16 protein-coding genes are annotated in these 16,323 nt (G+C 64.3%); 9 read left to right on the top strand and 7 right to left on the bottom strand.

The genetic code is table 11. The features are described 5' to 3' along the window. The first annotated feature begins 1 nt into the window (after position 1). The 7 genes from ACWGTO_RS03555 to ACWGTO_RS03525 all read left to right on the top strand — a co-directional run bounded on the left by ACWGTO_RS03555 (position 2) and on the right by ACWGTO_RS03525 (position 7,476). Positions 2 to 241 (top strand): hypothetical protein, encoded by a 240-nt coding sequence (locus ACWGTO_RS03555; protein ID WP_454573465.1) that lies wholly within the window; start codon positions 2 to 4, stop codon positions 239 to 241. Next, entirely contained in the window at positions 238 to 2,331 is a 2,094-nt protein-coding gene (kdpB, locus tag ACWGTO_RS03550; RefSeq protein ID WP_454573464.1) for a potassium-transporting ATPase subunit KdpB, read from the top strand. Before ACWGTO_RS03555 ends, kdpB begins: the two co-directional genes overlap by 4 nt. A 12-nt stretch (positions 2,332 to 2,343) precedes the next feature. Beyond that, positions 2,344 to 2,907: a potassium-transporting ATPase subunit KdpC gene (kdpC, locus tag ACWGTO_RS03545; protein ID WP_454573463.1), complete on the top strand. Its 564-nt coding sequence runs from the start codon at positions 2,344 to 2,346 to the stop codon at positions 2,905 to 2,907. 67 nt (positions 2,908 to 2,974) lie between these two features. Then, positions 2,975 to 5,710: a DUF4118 domain-containing protein gene (locus ACWGTO_RS03540; protein ID WP_454573462.1), complete on the top strand. Its 2,736-nt coding sequence runs from the start codon at positions 2,975 to 2,977 to the stop codon at positions 5,708 to 5,710. Then, positions 5,707 to 6,399: a response regulator transcription factor gene (locus ACWGTO_RS03535; RefSeq protein ID WP_454573461.1), complete on the top strand. Its 693-nt coding sequence runs from the start codon at positions 5,707 to 5,709 to the stop codon at positions 6,397 to 6,399. The genes ACWGTO_RS03540 and ACWGTO_RS03535 overlap by 4 nt, the downstream gene beginning before the upstream one ends. A gap of 174 nt (positions 6,400 to 6,573) precedes the next feature. Next, positions 6,574 to 6,876, top strand: coding sequence for a hypothetical protein (locus ACWGTO_RS03530; RefSeq protein WP_454573460.1), 303 nt, complete (start codon positions 6,574 to 6,576; stop codon positions 6,874 to 6,876). A gap of 123 nt (positions 6,877 to 6,999) precedes the next feature. Then, positions 7,000 to 7,476: an NUDIX hydrolase gene (locus ACWGTO_RS03525; RefSeq protein ID WP_454573459.1), complete on the top strand. Its 477-nt coding sequence runs from the start codon at positions 7,000 to 7,002 to the stop codon at positions 7,474 to 7,476. Between the two features lie 3 nt (positions 7,477 to 7,479). Here the strand turns inward: ACWGTO_RS03525 and ACWGTO_RS03520 are convergent, their stop codons facing one another. From ACWGTO_RS03520 to ACWGTO_RS03500, 5 genes are all read right to left on the bottom strand, one after another. Then, positions 7,480 to 8,331, bottom strand: coding sequence for a citryl-CoA lyase (locus ACWGTO_RS03520; RefSeq protein ID WP_454573458.1), 852 nt, complete (start codon positions 8,329 to 8,331; stop codon positions 7,480 to 7,482). Further along, positions 8,328 to 9,506 carry a CaiB/BaiF CoA transferase family protein gene (locus ACWGTO_RS03515; RefSeq protein WP_454573457.1) on the bottom strand — a complete coding sequence of 393 codons (1,179 nt, stop codon included), beginning with the start codon at positions 9,504 to 9,506 and terminating at the stop codon, positions 8,328 to 8,330. The genes ACWGTO_RS03520 and ACWGTO_RS03515 overlap by 4 nt, the downstream gene beginning before the upstream one ends. Before the next feature lie 15 nt (positions 9,507 to 9,521). Then, positions 9,522 to 11,045, bottom strand: coding sequence for a tripartite tricarboxylate transporter permease (locus tag ACWGTO_RS03510; protein WP_454573456.1), 1,524 nt, complete (start codon positions 11,043 to 11,045; stop codon positions 9,522 to 9,524). A 4-nt stretch (positions 11,046 to 11,049) separates the two neighbouring features. Then, complete coding sequence (locus ACWGTO_RS03505) at positions 11,050 to 11,586, bottom strand: tripartite tricarboxylate transporter TctB family protein (RefSeq protein ID WP_454573455.1); 537 nt, start codon at positions 11,584 to 11,586, stop codon at positions 11,050 to 11,052. Positions 11,587 to 11,713: 127 nt separating this feature from the next. Next, on the bottom strand, positions 11,714 to 12,691 hold the full coding sequence (locus ACWGTO_RS03500) for a Bug family tripartite tricarboxylate transporter substrate binding protein (protein ID WP_454573454.1): 978 nt from the start codon (positions 12,689 to 12,691) through the stop codon (positions 11,714 to 11,716). A 205-nt stretch (positions 12,692 to 12,896) separates the two neighbouring features. Here ACWGTO_RS03500 and ACWGTO_RS03495 point away from each other — a divergent pair, with 205 nt between their 5' ends. After that, a complete protein-coding gene (locus tag ACWGTO_RS03495) occupies positions 12,897 to 13,643 on the top strand; it encodes an IclR family transcriptional regulator (protein WP_454573453.1) in 747 nt (248 codons plus the stop codon). Positions 13,644 to 13,713: 70 nt separating this feature from the next. Here ACWGTO_RS03495 and ACWGTO_RS03490 read toward each other — a convergent pair whose 3' ends face one another. Both ACWGTO_RS03490 and ACWGTO_RS03485 read right to left on the bottom strand, forming a co-directional pair. After that, on the bottom strand, positions 13,714 to 14,814 hold the full coding sequence (locus tag ACWGTO_RS03490) for an OmpA family protein (RefSeq protein ID WP_454573452.1): 1,101 nt from the start codon (positions 14,812 to 14,814) through the stop codon (positions 13,714 to 13,716). 118 nt (positions 14,815 to 14,932) lie between these two features. Further along, positions 14,933 to 15,472, bottom strand: coding sequence for a GNAT family N-acetyltransferase (locus ACWGTO_RS03485; RefSeq protein WP_454573451.1), 540 nt, complete (start codon positions 15,470 to 15,472; stop codon positions 14,933 to 14,935). Between the two features lie 250 nt (positions 15,473 to 15,722). Between ACWGTO_RS03485 and ACWGTO_RS03480 the strand changes: the two genes are divergently transcribed. Beyond that, a complete protein-coding gene (locus ACWGTO_RS03480) occupies positions 15,723 to 16,178 on the top strand; it encodes a DUF2214 family protein (protein ID WP_454573450.1) in 456 nt (151 codons plus the stop codon). Positions 16,179 to 16,323 lie beyond the last annotated feature (145 nt).

Raw genomic sequence — 16,323 nt, 5'->3', positions numbered from 1 at the left:
GATGACCATGCCCCGCTTCAGCGACATACGTCGGCACGATCATCACCCGCCCGGTAGCGGAGCGCCCGACGATAACGGAAGGGACAAGAAGCCTCGTCCTTTCCCGACGCTTTCAACCTTTCTCGGCATGGCCGCCGTGCTGATCGTGCTGTGGCTGCTGGCCACCGGCCTTCCGCACCTGTTGCCGAAGACCGAACACCCGGCGCCGTCCAACATCACCGATACAGGATCCCAAAAATGAGCCAGCCCAAATCCGCAAGCATCATGGATGCCCGCATCCTGGTGCCCGCCATTGGCGGCGCTTTCCGCAAGCTCGACCCGCGCACCCTGGTCAGGAATCCAGTGATGTTCGTCGTCGCCGTCGTCTCGCTGCTCACCACCGTGCTGTTCGTCAAGGACCTCGTCGGCGGCGGCGGCGATTTCGCCTTCACCCTGCAGATCATCATCTGGCTGTGGTTCACCGTGCTGTTTGCCAACTTCGCCGAAGCCGTTGCCGAAGGCCGCGGCAAGGCGCAAGCCCACTCGCTGCGCAAGGCGCGCACCGAGACACAGGCCAAGCTGCTTGCCGGCGAGGACCGCTCCAAATTCAGGCTGGTGCCCGGAACCAGCCTGAAGATCGGCGACATCGTGCTGGTGGAAGCCGGCGACATCATCCCGTCCGACGGCGAAGTGATCGAAGGCGTGGCCTCGGTCAATGAGGCGGCGATCACCGGCGAGTCCGCACCCGTCATCCGCGAATCCGGCGGCGACCGCTCGGCCGTCACCGGCGGCACCCAGGTGTTGTCTGACTGGATCCGCGTGCGCATATCAGCCGCATCCGGCCACACCTTCCTCGACCGCATGATCTCGCTGGTCGAGGGTGCCGCGCGCCAGAAGACACCCAACGAGATCGCGCTCAACATCCTGCTCGTCGGCATGACGCTGATCTTCGTGCTCGCCACCGCGACGATCCCGAGCTTTGCCTCCTATTCCGGCGGCTACATCCCGGTGACCGTGCTGGTCGCGCTGTTCGTCACCTTGATACCGACAACCATCGGCGCGCTGCTGTCGGCCATCGGCATTGCCGGCATGGACCGCTTGGTGCGCTTCAACGTGCTGGCTATGTCCGGTCGTGCCGTGGAGGCCGCCGGCGACGTCGACACGCTGCTCCTCGACAAGACCGGGACGATTACGCTCGGCAACCGCCAGGCGACGGAATTCCGACCGGTTAAAGGCGTCACCGAACAGGAACTGGCCGACGCCGCACAGCTGGCCTCGCTCGCTGACGAGACGCCTGAGGGACGCTCGATCGTCGTGCTGGCCAAGGAGAAATACGCCATCCGCGGCCGCGACATGGCGACATTGCATGCCACCTTCGTGCCTTTCACCGCGCAGACCCGCATGAGCGGTGTCGACATCGATGGCTCTTCGATCCGCAAGGGTGCGGTCGATTCCGTGGTTGCCCATGTCAGCCAGGCGACATCGGTCAGCCATGGTGCAAGGCCAGCCACGGAAACGCTGCGCGACCTGCAGGCGATCGCCGACGAGATCGCCAAGGCGGGCGGCACGCCGCTGGCGGTCGAACGCGACGGGCGGCTGCTCGGCGTCGTCCACCTCAAGGACATCGTCAAGGGCGGCATTCGCGAGCGTTTCGCGGAATTGCGCAAGATGGGCATCCGTACCGTGATGATCACTGGTGACAATCCGATGACTGCGGCCGCGATCGCCGCCGAAGCCGGCGTCGACGACTTCCTTGCCCAGGCCACGCCCGAGGACAAGCTGAAACTGATCCGCGACGAACAAGCCAAGGGCAAGCTGGTCGCCATGTGCGGCGACGGCACCAACGATGCGCCCGCTCTTGCCCAGGCCGATGTCGGCGTCGCCATGAACACCGGCACGGTCGCCGCGCGCGAGGCCGGTAACATGGTCGACCTCGATAGCGACCCGACCAAGCTGATCGAGATCGTCGAGATCGGCAAGGCGCTGCTGATGACGCGCGGCTCGCTGACCACCTTCTCGATCGCCAACGACGTTGCCAAATACTTTGCCATCATCCCGGCCATGTTCGCCGTCTTCTACGTCGCGCCGGGGCAGATGACCGGCCCGCTGCAGGCGCTCAACGTCATGCATCTGGCGACGCCGCAGAGCGCCATTTTGTCGGCGATCATCTTCAACGCGCTGATCATCATCGCGCTGATCCCGCTGTCACTGAAAGGCGTCAAATACCGCGCCATCGGCGCCGGCGCCCTGCTCAGCCGCAACCTGCTCGTCTATGGCCTCGGCGGCATCATCGTCCCGTTCGTCGGCATCAAGGCGATCGATATGATCGTCACCGGCCTCGGCCTCGCTTAAGGACCCAATTTCATGCTCACCCAGATAAGACCCGCAATCGTCATGATTGTCTTTTTCACCGTGCTGACCGGCCTGATCTATCCGCTGGGTATGACCGGCATCGCGCAGGCGCTGTTTCCGCACCAGGCCAATGGCAGCCTGATCGAAAAGGACGGCAAGGTGATCGGTTCCGAGCTGATCGGCCAGGGCTTTGCCGGCGACAACTATTTCCATGGCCGCCCGTCGGCTGCCGGCGACGGTTACAACGCCGCCGCCTCAAGCGGCTCCAATCTCGGCCCGACCAACCCCAGGCTGATCGACCGCATCAAGGGCGACGCCGAAAAACTGAAGGCGGAAAACCCCAACCAGCCAGTGCCGATCGATCTGGTCACCACCTCAGGCAGCGGCCTTGACCCTGACATCAGCCCGGAGGCCGCCTATTTCCAGGTCGCTCGGGTGGCCGAGGCCAGGGGCATCGACGAGGCCAGCATCAAGGCGCTCGTCGACAGCCACGTCGAAGGCCGCGAACTCGGCTTCCTCGGTGAGCCGGTCGTCAATGTGCTGGCGCTCAACCTGGCGCTGGACGAAACCAAGTGAGAGACAGTCTTTGAAGCCTGGCGTCGGGGATCGACACCATCCCCGGCGCCGTTCATGATCGAGCCTGATGCCGGACGACAGAAGCAGCGACAACAGACCCTCTCCGGACGCACTGCTCGAGCATGCGGAACGGGAAGAGCGCGGCCGTCTGCGGATATTTCTCGGCGCAGCACCCGGTGTCGGCAAAACCTACGAGATGCTCATGGCCGGCCGCGCCAGGCTGGCTGACGGCGTCGACGTGGTGATCGGCATCGTCGAAACCCACGGCCGCAAGGAAACCCTGGCGCTGGTCGACGGCTACGAGGTCATCCCGCGCCAGAAGGTCAGCTACAAGGACCGCGTGCTGGACGAGATGGACATCGACGCCATCCTCGCCCGCCGTCCCGCGCTCGTGCTGGTCGACGAGCTCGCCCACACCAACTCGCCGGGCAGCCGCCACCCCAAGCGCTATCTCGACGTCCAGGAAATCCTCACACGCGGCATCGACGTCTACACCACGCTCAACATCCAGCATGTCGAGAGCCTGAACGACGTCGTGGCGCAGATCACCCGCGTCAGGGTGCGCGAAACGGTTCCGGACTCCATCATCGACCAAGCCGACGATATCGAGATCATCGATCTCACGCCCGACGACCTGATCAAACGGTTGAAGGAAGGCAAGGTCTATTTCCCCAACACCGCCCAGCGTGCGGTCGAAAACTATTTCTCGCCCGGCAATCTGACGGCGCTTCGCGAACTGGCGCTGCGCCGCACTGCCCAGCGCGTCGACGAACAGCTGCTCAACCACATGCAGTCGCACGCCATCCAGGGCCCGTGGGCGGCGGGCGAAAGGGTGCTCGTCTGCGTCGACGCGCGTCCGGGCGGAGCCGCCCGCATCCGCTATGCGCGCCGGTTGGCCGACCGGCTGCGCGCCCCCTGGACGGCGCTGCATGTCGACACACCGCGTTCAGCCGCCATGTCGGAGGAGGACAAGGACCGGCTGGCGACGCTGTTGCGCCTGGCCGAGCAGCTCGGCGCCGAGGTGACGACCATACCGGGCCAGAACGTCGCCCAGGATATCGTGCGCCACGCCACAGCGAACAATTTCACCCATATCGTCGTCGGCAGGCCGACCCGTTCGCGCTGGCGCGAACTGATCGAGGGATCGCTCACCTACGATCTGATCCGCAACGCCGGCGACATCAGCGTCCATGTCATTTCGGGAAACGAGCGCGGCAACGACGCGGCCTCGCGAAACGTCAAGACAGCGGACGAGCAGTGGCAGTTCGATGCCTGGCCCTATCTCAAGGCGACGGCCTTCGTTGCCGGCTCGCTCGGCTTCGCGGCCATTCTCGACCAGTTTCTCGACGTTCGCAATCTCGCGATCATCTTTCTGATCGGGGTGCTGACGTCAGCGGTGACCGGCGGTCTGTGGCCGGCTCTGTACGCCTGTCTCGTCAGTGCCCTTGCCTTCAACTTTTTTTTCCTGGAACCGCGCTACACGCTGACGATCCGGGATCCCGAAAGCATCGTGGCGCTCGCGGTCTTTCTCGTCGTTGCCGTCATCGCCAGCAATCTGACGGCACGCGTGCAGCGCCAGGCGGTCGCCGCCCGCTCTCGGGCCCGGGCAACGGAGGATATCTACCTATTCTCCAAGAAGCTCGCCGGCGCCGGCACGCTTGACGACGTGCTGTGGGCCACCGCCTTCCAGATCGCCTCGATGCTGAAGCTGCGCGTGGTGCTGCTGTTGCCGGAGGACGGCACGATCACCGTCAAGGCCGGCTATCCGCCCGACGACACGCTGGCCGAGGCCGACATCGCCGCCGCCCGCTGGGCCTGGGAGCACAACCGTGCCGCCGGCCGTGGCGCCGACACGCTGCCCGGCGCCAAGCGCCTCTATCTGCCCTTGCGCACGGGCCGCACGGCCATCGGCGTCGTCGGCCTCGACAACGACAAGCAGGGGCCGTTGCTGACGCCCGAGCAGCAGCGCCTGCTCGATGCGCTGGCCGACCAGGCGGCAGTCGCCATCGAGCGCATCCAGCTGGTCGCCGATGTCGATCGCGCCAAGCTGGCGGCCGAGGCCGACCGCTTGCGCTCGGCGCTGCTGACCTCAATCTCGCATGATCTGAAGACGCCGCTTGCGGCCATCATGGGCGCGGCCGGAACGCTGCGGGAATATGCACCCTCATTGCCCGAAAACGATCGGGCCGAGTTGCTGACCACCGTGCTCGATGAATCCGAACGGCTGAACCGCTTCATCGCCAACCTGCTCGACATGACCAAGATCGAATCCGGAGCCATGGAGCCGAATTTCGCCCTCCATTATGTCGGCGATGTCGTTGGCTCTGCCTTGCAGCGGGCGCGCAAGATCATTGCCGAACACAAGACCGAGATCGACATTCCGGCCGACCTGCCGATGCTGAAGCTCGATCCCGTCCTGTTCGAGCAGGCACTGTTCAACCTTCTCGACAACGCCGCAAAATACGCGCCACCGGGATCAACCATCCGCATGCAGGGCTGGGTCGACAATGGCGCCGTCGTGCTTCAGGTCATGGATGAGGGACCGGGCATTCCACCCGGCGACCTCGAGCGGATCTTCGACAGCTTCTACCGCGTGCGCAAGCGTGACCAGGTCCAGGCCGGCACAGGGCTCGGCCTATCGATCTGCCGCGGCTTCATCGAGGCGATGGGCGGCACGATCACGGCGGCGAACCGCAGCGACCGGCCGGGCGCCGTTTTCACCATCCGCATGCCGAGGCCGGCACAATCGCCCGGCATGGACGAACAGAGTGCGGACGGGCAAACATCTGGTGATCCGGCATGACAACTTCCAACGTCAGCATAATGGTGGTCGATGACGAGCCGCCGATCCGCAAACTGCTGCGCGTCGGCCTCGGCAGCCAGGGCTATGCGGTCAGCGAGGCGCCCAACGCAAAGGCTGCGATTGAACTCGTCGAGGCGGCAAAGCCGGATCTGATCTTGCTCGATCTCGGCTTGCCCGGCATGGGCGGCCTCGACCTTTTAAGCAAATGGCGCGACGACGGGCTCGACGTCCCCGTGGTCATCCTGTCCAGCCGCACCGATGAGGCCGGCATCGTCGCCGCACTGGAACTGGGCGCCGACGACTATGTCACCAAGCCGTTCGGCATGAACGAACTGGTCGCCAGAATCCGCGTGGCGCTGCGCCACAAATTCCAGCAGCAGGGCGAAAAGCCGGTGTTCACCACCGGCGATCTCTCGGTCGACCTGGTCAAGCGCATCGTCAAGGTCGATGGCAAGGAGATCAAGCTCTCGCCCAAGGAATACGACATTCTGCGCATCCTGGTGCAGCACGCCGGCAAGGTTCTCACCCACCATTTCCTGCTGAAGCAGGTCTGGGGCGACTCCACCGATGTGCAGTATCTCCGGGTCTATGTCCGCCAGCTCCGGCAAAAGATCGAAAAGTCGCCCGACCAGCCACGCTACATCACCACCGAGACCGGCGTGGGGTATCGGCTGCGCGAGGTGGAATGACCGGGCCTCGAGACGACGGCCATTGAGCCCGAGGACCGCGCCCGACAGAGCGGTCAATCGATCTTTTCTGTCAAGTGCGGGCCGGTCGCTTCCTCATGGGATTTTGCCGGCCCATGGCAGATCGGGACGAACGCCCTATATAGAGGAGGTCATGTTTTGGACGGGAATGAACGGATGTCGGTGCTTCGCCTTTCGACAGTTCTGACGGCTGCACTGCTGGCGGCGGCGACGCTGCCTGGCATGGCGCAATCTGCCTCGGCGCAGGCCGTCAACCCCAGCGCCAACCGGCTGATACAGCAGAATCAGCTGCAGCAGTTGCGCAACAGCTTTCAACGCCAGCAGTTCCAGCAACAGCAGCAGCAATACCGCGAGCAGGATCGTCGGATCGTGCCGCAGCCGCGCCCCGAAGTGCCGGTTGTCAGGCAAAGCTGCCCGATTCAGATCATCGGCAACCAGATTGTGCGTGTTTGCCGTTGATATCGGTCGCTTGCAATTTACTTAGTCGACTTATTTAATAAAAAATGCCTCATTGCCCCGCGGGCATTTTTGGGGTTTGCAGGCGGCGTGCGGCGGTGCGCCCGTCGACCGGGTTTTCAGCAAATGGCAACAACGAAGAAAAAGGCAGTGCGCAAGGCGAGGCGAGGCGAACGCATTCGCCAGGTCGCAGCCATCCCGTTTCGCCAGGACGAAAACGGCAATTTCGAAGTGATGCTGGTAACGTCGCGCACGACGAAGCGCTTCATCGTGCCCAAGGGCTGGCCGATGAAAGGCAAGAGCGGACGCAAAGCTGCCACCATAGAGGCGCGCGAAGAGGCGGGCGTGCTCGGCAAGACACGCAAGCAGCTGGCCGGCAGCTATTCATACTGGAAACGGCTGGAGCACAATTTCGTTCGTGTCGACGTCGTCGTCTACCTCCTGGAAGTGTCCAAGGAACTGGCCAACTGGCAAGAGGCCAAAAGCCGCCAGCGGGCATGGCTCAAGCCGCAGGACGCGGCGTTGCTCATCGATGAGCCGGACCTTTCAACGCTGATTGCAAACCTCGCGGCGCCTCTGCCCGCGGTGCCGGACCCGGCCTGAGCCTCACTTGCCCTCGTCACCTTCAGCGGGAAACGGCCGCACGGGCGTGCCGGTATAGGCCCACAGCCATTCGCGCGGCAGCGGCCCCTTGTTGCGGTCGCTCTGCTGCGACTGCTCCCACGCATGCGCCAGGATGCCAACCGAACGTGACAACACGAACAGACCGCGCGTCAGCGGCGGCGGAAAGCCGAGTTCGCCATAGATCACGGCCGTGGCGCCGTCGATGTTGAGCGGGATCTTCTTGCCCTTGCGCCGTGCGACCCCCGCCTCGACGGCCTCGGCGATGTCGGCGAAGCGCCCGCTGACGACGCCGCGCGCGGCAAAATCGCGCGTCACCTCGATCAGCTGCGGCGCGCGCGGATCGACCGGGTGGAAGCGATGGCCGAAGCCCGGCACATAGCCTTTCCCCTCGGCGAAGAAGCGATCGAGCCGCGCCGAGACCGCCTCATCCAGCGTCGCACCTGTGTCGAGCGCCACGGCGATGTCGCCGTAGAAGGACAGCGCCTGTTCGCCCGCGCCGCCATGGACGTCGCCCAGCACATTGACCGCCGAGGCCATGGCACTGTTAATGCCGACGCCGCAGGTGATGGCCATGCGGGCAATGGCGATCGACGGCGCCTGCGGCCCATGATCGACGGCGGCCCCCAGCGCAATGCCAAGCAGAGCCGCCTGCTCTTCGCTTGGCAGCTCACCGCGCAGCATCAGCCAGATCGTTGCCGGGAAGCTGACGCGGCCGATCAGATCCTGGATTTCATAGCCGCGCAGCCGGATAATGCCGGGGCTCATCTCGATGATGCCGGTCTGCCACCATTCCTCGCCGCGCTCGCGGCCGGTTTTTTTCCCCTTCTCGCTCACGCGCTTCTCCTGGCGCGCGGCGGCAAGTCGGAAAAAACCTGGTCCATGTGCTCGCCGAGCACAGGCGGCGGCAGGACCGGCAAGGGTGCCGCACCATCGACCATGAAGCCACCGCGCACGACGGTCAGCGGCTGCTCCATGCAGGGCAGATCCTGGAACCGCGTGGTCATGTCGCGCTCGACCACCTGGCGCTCGCCAAGCACCTGCGGGATCGTCAGCACCCGGCCCGCCGGTACACCGGCGCGGTTGAATTTGTCCTCCCAGGCAGCAGCCGAGGCGCTCGCGAGCGCTGCCTCGATCAGCACCTTCAGCGCTGCGCGGTTCTGCTTGCGGGTCTCGCGTTCGGCAAAGCGCGCATCCTCGGCCAGTTCTGGCTGGCCGATCAGCCGGCAGAGCGTGACGAACTGCTCCTGCTTGTTGGCGGCGATGTTGAGCAGGCCGTCACCGGTGCGGAACGCACCGGAGGGAGCCGCCGTCATGTTCTCATTGCCCATCGGCTTCGGTTCGACGCCGGCGGTCAGATAGTTGGACACCGGCCAGCCGAGCGCCGACAGTGTGCATTCGAGCATCGAGACATCGAGAAACGCTCCCTCGCCCGATGTCTTCTGCTTGACCAGCGCGGCGGCAATGGCGAAAGCCCCGACCAGCCCGCCCAGTGTGTCGGCGACGGGATAGCCGACCCGCAGCGGTGCGGTCTCCGGCGTGCCGGTGATGCTCATGATTCCCGACAGCCCCTGGATGATCTGGTCGTAGGCCGGATTGTCGCGCATCGGCCCGGTCTGGCCGAAGCCCGATATGGCGCAATAGACGAGACCGGGACGGACCTCTTTCAGTGCTTCATAGCCGATACCCAGCCGCTCCATCACGCCGGGACGAAAATTCTCGACCAGCGCGTCGGCCGAGGCAACCAGGTCGAGGAAGCGCTCGCGGTCGGCCTTATTCTTGAGGTCGAGCACCACCGATCGTTTGCCGGCGTTCTGCGCCAGGAACGACGCGCCCATGCCGGCCTTGTTGAGCGCCGGCGAGGCGCCGAGCTGGCGCGCCAGATCGCCGCCTTGCGGCGCCTCGACCTTGATGACGTCGGCGCCGAGCAGCGCCAGCTGGTAGGCGCAGTACGGCCCGGCCAGAACATTGGTCAGGTCGAGAACGCGGATGCCAGCAAGCAAATCGGTCATGATACTCCAGATCGCTCAGGCATCGCCCGGCACATGCTCCGGTCCGCGCCGGCGTCGATGCTCGATGAAGGCCCAGATATGCGGCCCGGCCAGCCCGATAAAGGCGAGGATCAGCAGCGTCAGTGACAGCTTGTGGGTGTAGAACACCGACCAGTCGCCATTCGAGATCGTCATCGCCCGGCGGAACTGGGTTTCGGCGAGCGGCCCGAGGATCATGCCGATGATGACCGGCGCGGTCGGGAAATCGAAGCGCCGCATCAGGAAGCCGGCGGCCCCCAGCAGATAGAGGATGATGAGGTCGATCGGCGACTGCGAGATGCCGTAGGTTCCGACGGTCGCGAACACCAGGATGCCGGCGTAGAGCTGCGGCGCCGGGATCTTGAGCAGCCGCACCCACAGCCCGATCAGCGGCAGGTTGAGGATGACCAGGATGACGTTGGCGATGAACAGGCTGGCGATCAGGCCCCAGACCAGGTCGGCCTGCGTTGTAAGCAGCAGCGGTCCCGGATTGATGCCGTAGCTCTGGAAGGCCGACAGCATGATCGCAGCGGTCGCCGAGGTCGGCAGGCCGAGCGTCAGCATCGGCACCAGCACGCCGGCGGCAGACGCATTGTTGGCGGCTTCCGGACCGGCAACGCCCTCGATTGCGCCGACCGTGCCGAACTCCCCCTTGTGCTTCGACAGCTTCTTTTCGATGGCATAGGACAGGAAGGTCGGGATTTCGGCGCCGCCGGCCGGCATCGCGCCGATCGGGAAGCCGATGAAAGCGCCGCGCAGCCACGGCTTCCACGAGCGCCCCCACTCGGCCGCGGTCATGTAGAGCGAGCCCTTCAGTGGCACGATCTCGTCCTTGCCGGCATAGCGGCGCGAGGCCATGTAGAGCGTTTCGCCGACGGCAAACAGGCCGACGGCGGCAATGATGACATCGACGCCGTCGAGCAGTTCGTTCATGCCGAAGGTAAAGCGCGGCTGGCCGGTCTGCAGGTCGACGCCGATCATGCCGATGACGAAGCCGATGAACAGGCTGGTGAGGCCGCGCACCGAAGACGAGCCGAGCACTGCCGACACCGTGATGAAGGCGAGCACCATCAGCGAGAAATATTCGGCGGGCCCGAACGCCAGCGCGAACTTCACCACCACCGGCGCCAGGAAGGCGACGCCCATCGTGCCGATGGTGCCGGCAACGAACGAGCCGATCGCCGACGTCGCCAGCGCAGCGCCGCCGCGACCGGAGCGCGCCATCCTGTTGCCTTCCAGCGCGGTGACGATGGTGGCGCTTTCGCCCGGCGTGTTGAGCAGGATCGACGTCGTCGAACCGCCATACATGGCGCCGTAATAGATGCCGGCGAACAGGATGAAGGACGCCTCCGGCGCCACCTGGTAGGTGATCGGCAACAAAAGCGCGATGGTCAGTGCCGGCCCGAGGCCTGGCAGCACGCCGATGGCGGTGCCGAGCGTTGTGCCGACCAGGCACCACAACAGGTTCATCGGCGAAAAAGCGACGGAAAATCCGTGCCCGAGATGGCTGAGCGTCTCCATGGCGTCAGCCCCTCAACGTGGTGATGATCGCATCGATCACCGTGTTCAGCTGGTTTTCGATGAAGCCGGCGCCGATGTTGACGCCGAGCGCCCTGGCAAAGCCGAAATAGGCGGCCAGCGCCAGGATCAGCCCGGTCAGCGCATCACGCAGCGTGTGCTTGCTGCCGAAGCCGTAACAGACGAGCACGAACATGATGACGGAGGCGGCGGTGAAGCCGAGCGGCTGGATCAGCACCAGATTGGCCACCAGCCCGGCAACGACGATGCCCATCGCCTTCCAGTCGGTCGGTGTTTCCTTTTCCTCCTGCGGCTGCCAGCCGCCGCGCACCGCGGCGAGGATGAGCAGCAGCGAAAGCACGATCATGCCGGTCATGGTGATGTAGGGAAAGACGGTCGGCCCGACTTTGGAATAGAGCGGCGACACCGGGATCGCCAGGGTCTGCCAGGCAACGGCCGCGGCGCAGGCGAGAAGCCCGATGCCGATCAACAATTCGGGCATGGCAAGGCGCGGGGGCGCCGGCTGCTGGTCGCTGCTGCTCATCAATGTCCTCCCAATATGGCCGGCATCCTCCCGCTGGCCGCATCCGCAGTTTCACCCCCACCGCATCATATGTCCATGCCGCGGGCGAAAGTCGGAAGGGGGCGGTGTTGGCCGCCCCCTTGGAGTGTCAGGCGAGGCCGAGATCCTTTAGGATCGCGGTGATGCGGGCGGTGTCGTCGGCGAGGAATTTTGCATAGTCGTCGCCGGTCAACAGGATGGGCGTCCAGTTGCGGTTCTTGCACTCGGTTGCCCAGGCGTCGCTCTTGGCCATGGTCTCGATCATCGTGACCATCGCCGCCTTGTCGGCGTCGGAGACGCCGGGCGGTGCAAAGACGCCGCGCCAGTTGAACAGCTCGACATCGATGCCGGCTTCCTTCATCGTCGGAGCGTCTATGCCGTCCTGGCGCTTGTCGGCGGAAATGGCGAGCAGCCGGAGCGCGCCTGCCTTGATCTGCTCGGAGAACTCGCCGAAGCCGGAAATGCCGGCCGCGACCTGGTTGCCGAGCAGCGCCGACAGCGCCTCGCCGCCGCCCGCGAACGGCACGTAGGAAAGGTTGGTTGCCGGAACCCCGACCGTCTTGGCGATCAGGCCGAACAGGATGTGGTCGGAACCGCCGGCCGAGCCGCCGGCCACCGGAACCTTGGTCGGATCCGCCTTGAGCGCCGCGACGAAATCGCCGGCCGTCTTGAACGGCGAGTCCGCCGGCACCACAAGCGCCTCGAATTCGCCGGTGAGGCGGGCGATCGGCGTGACTTCTGAAAGGTTGTTGGCCGATTTGTTGGCGATGATGGCGCCAACCATGACCATGCCGGCAACCATCAGCGAATTGCCCTTGCCCTTCCACTGACTGATGAACTGCGGCAGGCCGACCGTACCGCCGGCGCCGCCGACATTGGTGATCTGCGAACCGGAGATCAGTTTTTCACTGCGCAGCACCTGATCGATGGTGCGTCCTGTCTGGTCCCAGCCGCCACCGGGCGCGGCCGGCACGAAGATCTGGATCTGCGGTGCATCTTGAGCGAAGGCGGGCATCAAATGCGTTGCGACGAAACCGGCAGCGCCTGCGGCCGCGGTGCTCATCAAAAATCTGCGTCTGTTCAGCATGGGATTCCTCCAAATCACGACACCTCCTCCGGTGCCTGCCAGAAACGTAGCCTGAAAACAGACCCGCTCGGCAAAAATTCATGCAGATTTCGAAACGTTCTGTCAACAGGAACGCCGTTCTACTAGACAGAATTCAGAGTATGCGGCACAATCCCTTCGATCGGCTTTGATCTGAGCGAGTAATTGAAATGAAACCGTCAAGCAGATGACCGAAGCGCGATCCCAGCCGTTACAGGCCGATGGCGTCGCCGCGCTCGACCGCGCGATCGCCATTCTCGACGCTTTCGCGACCGCCGACCGCTCGCTCAGCCTGGCCGAGATCGCGGCGCGCACCGGGCTTTACAAGAGCACCATACTGAGGCTGGCGAACTCGTTGCTGCGTGGCCAGTTGCTGGAGCGGCTCGACGATGGCCGCTACCGCATAGGTCCCGCCACCTTCCGCCTCGGCGCGCTCTACCAGCGCTCTGTGGTGGCGGTCGACATCCTGTTGCCGATCATGCGTGATCTCGCCGAGCGGAGCTGGGAAAGCGTGGCCTTCTATGTCCGCTCGGGTGACGCCCGCACCTGTCTCTACCGCGTCGAATCCAAGCATCCTATCCGCTACACCATCCAGGAAGGTGACCTGTTGCCGTTGCTCGCCGGCTCGGGTGGCCGCGTCTTGGCGGCGTTTTCAGGCCAGCAGGGCGAGCCATACGAGACCATTCGCCAGGCCTGCCACTATATGTCGATCGGCGATCGCGACCCGGAGACGGCGGGCGTATCAGCCCCGGTATTCGGACCGGGCCGTGTTCTGCTCGGCGCCTTGACGCTCGCCGGTCCGTCGACGCGCGTCGATACGGCCTTCCTGCGCCGCATGACGCCGGCTCTGCTGGAGGCGGCCGCCCGCGCCACCCGCGCCTTCGGCGAGGACGCCTCGATGCTCGAGCAGGCCGCGCGTCTGGCCGAGGCCTAAAAGCATTCCAGGAAAAGTGCGCAGCGGTTTTCCGTCCGCGATTGCGTCAAAAAAGAAGGCGTGGCTAGCCTCAGTTCGCCTTGACCAGCACCACGCGGCGGTTCTTGGCGCGGCCGGTTTCGTCGTCATTGCTGGCGACGGGCGCCATCATGCCGGCGCCGGCGGCCGTCAGCCGCCCGCCGTCAATGCCGTATTTCGAAACAAGCGCTGCCCTCACGGATTGGGCGCGGCGCGACGACAGGTCGATATTGTAGTCGAAAGCGCCCTGGTTGTCGGTGTGGCCGACCACGATCACCGCCATGCCGGGCTCGTTGGTCAGAAGCGTCGAAATTTCCTTCAGCGTCGGTTCCGATTCGGGCTTGATGTCGGCCTTGTCGGTGTCGAAGAAGATGCCGTAGAGCGAGATCGAGCCGGTTGCCGACAGCGAATCCGCCATCTTGGCCGCCTCGACCACCACCATCTTCTTGTCGCGCGCCTTGGGCTCCAGCACCTGGACGACGGCGATGGTGCGGCCGTTGAGTTCTTTGCAGTAGAGGTCATCGATCAGCGAATAGGCCTGAACGGTGACGTACGCGTCGCCACCGTCCTGCGGCACCTTGGCGGCGAAGAATCGCTGGTCGTTGATGCCCGTGGTTACCGCACAGGCGCCATTGGAAAAGGCCGCGTCCTTGATGTCGCTTTCGTGGAAGAAATACATCATCAGGCTCATGTCGCCGCCGCCGCCGCTCGACGACCGGTCGGCAGCGCCGCCGCACTCTTCCTTCTTGCAGTCGAACAGGACTTCGCCGCCGGCGGCCTCGATCACATCCTGATAGTTGCGCAGCACTTCGAGCGGCGAACGCTCGGCCGGCAGCACATAGGCAATGCGGGTCAAGGCGCCTTCGACCTCGGCCTTCTTGTCCGGCGCATAGATGCGATTGTTCATCGCATCACGCGCGTCCGCATCTGCACTCGGCTTCAGCGGCGACAGCGGCACGGTGAAATCGGTATAGGCGAATTTCTCGTAGGAGACGATGAACGACCCCTCATAGCGCTTGGCCAGATGATTGTCGGCCGCACCCTCGATGTCGGCGGTCGGCACCGTCGCATCGGCGCCCGCCAGCCGCACGGCCGCAAACAGCAGCAACCCCGCCCAGAAAAGCTTCAGAAGTATCGCATTGATTGCACGCATTGGCCGGCTCCCCCATGAGCAATTCCAGGAAAGATGTGAGCGGTTTCCCACAGGAATTGCGTCGCTAGATCAGGATGGCAATTTTTGCAGAACGAGGCAATTGCGTCGATGAAGTGCTTCACACCCGCCGTTCGAGCAGGATGGTCGGCCCATCGTGATAGGTCGTTTCCAGCACCTTCGTGTAGCCGCACTTTGCCGCGACGTTCAGCGAGCCCGTGTTTTCCGGATCGATGATGCAGACGGTTCTGGCGCCGGCAAAGGTTTCGTCACCCCAGGCCAGCGCCCGCTTGACGACTTCGCTAGCAAGACCCTTGCCATGCGCCTGCGGCGCCAGCGCCCAACCGGCCTCGGGAATGCCTTCGAGCGACGGCTCGATATCGCGCTTGAGGTCGTGGAAACCGGCCTCGCCGATGAAACGTCCGCTGGCCTTGTCCTCGATCGCCCAGAAGCCGTAGCCCAGCAGCGACCACAAGCCGGCGTGCCTGAGGAAGCGGATCCAGCTTTCCTCGCGCGTCCGCGGCTTGCCGCTGATGAAGCGGGTGGTGACGGGATCGGCCCACATGACGGCATAGTCGTCGAAATCATCGATCCGGTGCGCCCGCAGGATGGTCCGCTCCGTTTCGATGACCGGAACGCCGGCTGCTTTTGGATTGCCCATGAAACTCTGCCTCCGTTGACGGTTGTCGCTTAACAGACCGACGCTCGCCAACAAGGGCCAAGGCGCATCATTGTGCGGCCAGGCAAGCTTTCTCGATCCATCAATCGAGCTTGCTGTCAGGATGTGGCGTCAATGACGCTGATGACTGGACTGGAAGCAGCCCGCCTCTGGGAATTCTGCCGAACGATGCTACCTTCCGCAGCCGGTCCGGTGAGGGCCGGTCTTGATACCGCCAATGGAGCAGAACGCCATGGACACCACCGATCTCGTACTTGCCATTTTCCATCATTTCTTGGTGTTCTCGTTGGCCGGCATTATCGGCGCCGAATTCGTCCTGATCCGCGGCGATCTCTCTGCCGCCACGCTCAAGCGGCTTGCCGGTATCGACCGCCACTATGGCATCATCGCCAGTCTGATCATTGTCATCGGCATCGGCCGCGTCATCTATGGCCTGAAGGGCTGGGAGTTCTACGTCTACAACTGGGTGTTCTGGGCCAAGATGGCGGCGTTCGGCATTGTCGGCCTGTTGTCGATCATCCCGACCATCCGCTTCATCTCCTGGAACCGGCAGGCCAGCTCCAGTCCCGGCTTCCAGGTGCCGGCGGCGGAGCTCGCCTCGGTGAAGACCTATGTGCGCGCCGAAGCCTTCATCTTCCTGCTGATCCCGGTCTTCGCGGCGGCCATGGCGCGCGGCTACGGTTATTGAAGCGCCAACACGAAACCCATCTCCGCCGGGATACTCTCCACCGATCGCCATGGTTGCCGAAGACTGTATTTTGCAGTTTGCGTCAGGCGACAATCTGTTAGCCTGCCTATGTTGCACATCGCTGGCGGGGTTCCGGGCAACGGTT

It is taken from the genome of Mesorhizobium sp. PL10 (assembly GCF_053714315.1).
This window is presented reverse-complemented; position numbering and strand designations above follow the sequence as displayed.